Here is a 4172-nt window from a genome sequence, read left to right on the forward strand (position 1 = left end):
CATGGGGCCATCCATTAGCCACAGCTATTAGATGACCACAGCAGCTCCTATCGGTAAAGCCCTACAAGCCCCGTCCTAGAGCGGTTTGTCGTGCGTTTTCCCTGGCGCTACGAAGCCCGTCGTAGAGCGGTTTTTCATGCGTTTTTCCTGGGCACGCTACCGCCCGAGGATTGCCTCCGGGCGGGGTCCCTGGCCCTTGAAAATATCAGTGATAACCCAGGCCCCAGTCGCCTGCAGCACCCTGGAGCCTCGGTCACAGTATTCTACGCAGCTGCGCCGGGCCGCTCCACTCCTCGAATCGGATGGCCGGTAACCAGTAGGCAGAGGCTAAGGCAACTTGGCTGATGAAGCATACAGCCAGCATTCGCCCTCCACAACGGCGGTGCCACAGTGGATCAATGAGGAAGACTCTCACTCACCACCTCGCCGAGCCTGCCTCAGTCGCTGCCGAACAGGTCCCGGGTGTAGACCTTCTCCGCCACGTCCTCGAGCGCCGCTGCCATGCGGTTGGAGAGGATCACATCGGCCTCGGCCTTGAAGGCGGCGAGGTCACGGATGACGCGGGAGCCGAAGAAGGTCGCCTCCTCCAGCACCGGTTCAAAGACGATCACCTCGATGCCCTTGGCCTTGAGGCGCTTCATCACCCCCTGCATGGCGCTGGCGCGGAAGTTGTCGGAACCGGCCTTCATGATCAGCCGGTAGATGCCCACCACCCTCGGCCGGCGGGCCAGCACCTGCTCGGCGATGAAGTCCTTGCGGGTGCGGTTGGCGTCCACCACCGCCTGGATCAGGTTGTTGGGCACGTCCTGGTAGTTGGCCAGCAGCTGCTTGGTGTCCTTGGGCAGACAGTAGCCGCCGTAACCGAAGGAAGGGTTGTTGTAGTGCGTGCCGATGCGCGGGTCCAGCCCCACCCCCTCGATGATCTGGCGGGTATCCAGGCCGTGGCTCTCGGCGTAGGTGTCGAGCTCGTTGAAGTAGGCCACCCGCATGGCGAGGTAGGTGTTGGCGAACAGCTTGATCGCCTCGGCCTCGGTGCTGTTGGTGAAGAGCACCGGGATATCGGTCTTCTCGGCACCCTGCCTGAGCAGCGAGGCGAAGGCCTCGGCACGCTCGGAGCGCTCGCCGACGATGATCCGCGAGGGGTGCAGGTTGTCGTGGAGCGCCTTGCCCTCGCGCAGGAACTCCGGCGAGAAGAGCAGGTTCTCGGTGCCGAAGCGCCGGCTGGCCTCCACGGTGTAGCCCACCGGCACGGTGGACTTGATCACCATCAGGGCGCCGGGGTTGATGGCCATCACGTCCTGGATCACCGCCTCGACGCTGGTGGTGTCGAAGACGTTGGTCTGGGGATCGTAGTCGGTGGGGGTGGCGATCAGCACGAGGTCGGCGTCGCGATAGGCCAGCTCGCGATCCAGGGTGGCGGTGAAGTCGAGCTCGCGGTGGGCGAGGAAGTCGCTAATCTCGGCATCCTCGATGGGCGAGCGCCCCGCATTGAGCGCCTCGACCTTCTCGGGAACGATATCCAGCGCCACCACCTGGTTGTGCTGGGCGAGGAGCATGGCGTTGGAGAGCCCGACGTAGCCGGTGCCGGCGATGGCGATCTGCATGGTGAATCCTTTCAGTCGAGGCCGTTGAGAGAAGTCGGGACGCATTATAGGGGCCACGATGGGTGCTGTCGCCCGGCGCGGCACCGGGACCCGTGATACCGCACCATGGCATCCGAAAGGGGGAGCGATCCCCCTGGCCAGGCGCCTTGTAATCCATGGATGACACGCCACCAAGCGTTTTGCCGGTGGCGCATGATGACAATGTTGCATAGTTTAAAAGGGCGTGACGGAGCGTAACGCAGTGTGCCGCGAAGGGGATCCGCAGGCCCAGGCGAAGAAAAACTGCCCGCCACGCCTCATCCGCAACCAACGCGACACGGATTCGGCTCACGAGAAGCCGAACCTGTCGCCAGCAGGGGAACAACAACATGAAGCTGCTCAAGCCCACCCTGATCGCTGCCGGCGTGGCCATGGCAGGCGCCGCCCATGCCCAGCAGGCCGTCACCTCCCTGGACATGGCGGTGGTCATCGATGAGTCCGGCTCCATGGCCGGCGAGCACAACCAGTTCATCGGCACCTACGTCGACAACCTGGACCAGTTCCTGAACAACGAAGGCGTCACCCTGAACCAGTACGGCTTGGTGGGCTTCGGTGCCGCCTCCGCGGCCGCCACGCCCAACGAAGCCGGCCAAGAGGCCGGTCGCGCCCTCTACCGTCACTTCTGGCTGAAACGTAATCCCGACGACGTCTGGGGCAGCGCCCAGGACTTCGACAACACCACCCCCGAGCTCACCACCAGCGGCAGCACCGAGGATGGCTATCGTGCCATCGATTACACCTTCCGCAACTACACCTTCCGCTCCTCGGTGGGCAAGGCGATCATGCTGATCACCGACGAGGATCGCGACAACGACACCAGCAACCTGCAGACCGGCCACCTGCCCCAGGGCATGACCGAGCTGGAGAAGGCCTATATCGAGAGCGAACTGCAGCGGACCGGAACCACGGTCCACGCGGTGGTCAATCAGCGCTTCATGGATGCCGACGGCAACCCCGCCATCGCCATCGTGGGCGATGACCCGGCCACCGGCACCGCCTATGTGCAGCAGCCCGATGGCACCATCGTCAAGAAGACGGGCTTCCAGTACGGCAGCGCCAGCAGCAACACCCAGGCGGACTACACCGAGGTCGCCCTGAAGACCGGTGGCATCGTGATCGACATCGATGCGCTGCGTACCGTCTATACCGACCCGGCCAAGCTGGGTGCCCTCTCCGGCGCCCTCGCCCAGCTGGTGGCCAGCATCACCGCCAGCGCAGGCGGACCCGGAGGCGGCGGCGTCTTGATCGGCATCAACTGTGCGGCCGCCAGCGGCGCGGCGGCCCAGGTGTGTGCGGCCATCGCCTCCAGCCAGAACTCGAACGTGCAGAACCTTGGCCAGCAGGTTAGCGTGGCCCAGCAGCAGAAACTGACCCAGTACCAGGTCAGCCAGATGCTACAGGGTGCGCTGAACAACGGCCGCATGGTGATGCGCACCCTGCGCAAGCGCATGGCGACGCTGCGCCAGGCCGGCACCAACGTGGCCAACGTGGAGGTGATGGACTACTACGACGGCAACGTGGCGCTGACCAACCGTCAGATCGAGGCGTCTCAGCAGCTGCGGGGCGGGGCGGCCTCGGCCGACCGCGATGGCTTCGGCTACTTCCTGCGCGGCCACTACACGGATGGCGACTTCGATGGCAACGACAGCACCAGCGGCTACGACAGCGACACCTATACCCTGGTGGGCGGCGTCGACAAGTACTTCGACGACAAGACCCAGGCGGGCGTGGCCCTGCACTATGCCAACAGCGACGCCGACTACGACCTGGGGGCGGGCGGCACCGACAGCGACAGCTACGGCCTCAACCTCTACGGCAGCCATGAGCTGATCCCCAACGTCTATCTCGAGGCCAGCCTGGGCTACAGCCGCATGGATATCGACGCCGACCGTGACACCGGTGTCGGCCGGGTGAGCGGCAGCACCGATGCCGATATCACCTTCGCCTCGCTGGGCATGCTGCGTGATATCCCGGTCACCGCGAAGTTCGCCGTGCAGCCCTTCGTCTATCTGAACTACCAGAACGTCGATATGGATGGCTTCACCGAGTCCGGCGGCACCGCGGCATTGCGGATCGAGGATACCCGACTCGAGTCCGTGAACTGGGAGATGGGCCTGGGCGCGGCCTATGAGGTGGCCGACAACACCACCGCCACCGCCGCCGTGGCCTGGGAGCATGAGTTCAAGGACGACTCCACCGCCGTCAACTCGGCCTTCGCCGTCTCGCCTAACGACGTCTTCACCGTGGAGGTGCCACGGCCCGATGACAACTACGGACGCCTCAGCGTGGGCCTGATGCAGGAGATCGGCGGCAACCGAAGCCTGGCATTCAATGCCGATACCATCTTCGGCCATAGCGACTACGATGAGTACGGTGTGATGCTGCAGTTCCGCCAGCAGTTCTGAGGCAGCAGTCGGATCGTGGTACTGCAACCTGGGGCGTGTCGCGCGGCGACGCGCCCCTTTTTTGGGTTCATCGCTGACTGGCGTGATGGAAATGACGGCTCTCTAGTAGACATCATGGATTGAC

The 4172-nt window shown here is 64.3% G+C and carries 2 protein-coding genes; one reads left to right on the top strand and one right to left on the bottom strand.

Annotation, left to right across the window (positions count from 1 at the left end; genetic code table 11):
• Positions 1–437: 437 nt before the first annotated feature.
• Positions 438–1604, bottom strand: a complete 1167-nt coding sequence (locus Q673_RS24410) for a nucleotide sugar dehydrogenase (RefSeq protein WP_023005294.1) — start codon at positions 1602–1604, stop codon at positions 438–440.
• A 368-nt stretch (positions 1605–1972) separates the two neighbouring features.
• Between Q673_RS24410 and Q673_RS24415 the strand changes: the two genes are divergently transcribed.
• Complete coding sequence (locus Q673_RS24415) at positions 1973–4048, top strand: autotransporter outer membrane beta-barrel domain-containing protein (protein ID WP_023005295.1); 2076 nt, start codon at positions 1973–1975, stop codon at positions 4046–4048.
• The last annotated feature ends 124 nt before the right edge of the window (positions 4049–4172 follow it).

The organism is Halomonas sp. PBN3, from assembly GCF_000475415.1.
Taxonomy (GTDB): Bacteria; Pseudomonadota; Gammaproteobacteria; order Pseudomonadales; family Halomonadaceae; genus Halomonas; species Halomonas shengliensis.